This window comes from Tsukamurella sputi (assembly GCF_007858445.1).
Lineage (GTDB): Bacteria > Actinomycetota > Actinomycetes > Mycobacteriales > Mycobacteriaceae > Tsukamurella > Tsukamurella sputi.
In genome coordinates this window covers 1-549 of record NZ_VIGV01000175.1, presented here as the reverse complement: position 1 = coordinate 549, position 549 = coordinate 1, and the positions used below count along the sequence as shown (strand labels likewise).

The 549-nt window shown below is 59.4% G+C and carries 1 protein-coding gene; it reads right to left on the bottom strand.

Annotated features, from left to right (window positions below; translation table 11 throughout):
- Positions 1-105: 105 nt before the first annotated feature.
- Positions 106-549: MmpS family transport accessory protein (locus FK268_RS23690; protein WP_146437898.1), on the bottom strand; the 444-nt coding region annotated here is incomplete at its 5' end.

Here is a 549-nt window from a genome sequence, read left to right as displayed (position 1 = left end):
GCGTGGGCCAATATCAACGGTGCCGGTGGGTTCGTCGATGGGGTGAGCCATTAGAACGAACGCGGTCCGGCTCCATGAGGGGGCCGGACCGCATTGAGTCGATCGCTACTTCTTGTCGACGCTTCCGCTGCACGACGCGGACGCACCGGTGCCGCTGGCGGTATTCTCGATGATGACCTTTCCGTCGACGATGACCTGACAGGTGATTTTCCCCGTGTCGTTCATGCCGTTCGTCGCGGACAGGCTGACGGTCTTTGCGAATCCTGTGACCTGCGTCTTCTTCTCCCAAGGGAGTGCGACATCGTTGTCTTGCGTGATGTTATCGTTGAACGTGTAGGTGATCAGCGCGCCGGTAGAAGGGCCCGTGACCTTGTAGGTGACATCGACGACCGACTTCGATTCCTTGTCTACCTCGTCGACAGCTTTACCGACCACAGCCATGCAACCGCCGAAAAGGGCAACGATCAGAATGAAGATTCCGAGGAGGACCCAGGGCCACTTCTTGCGCTTCTTGGGTGGTTGCTGGGGCGGGTAGGGCTGGCCGGCGTA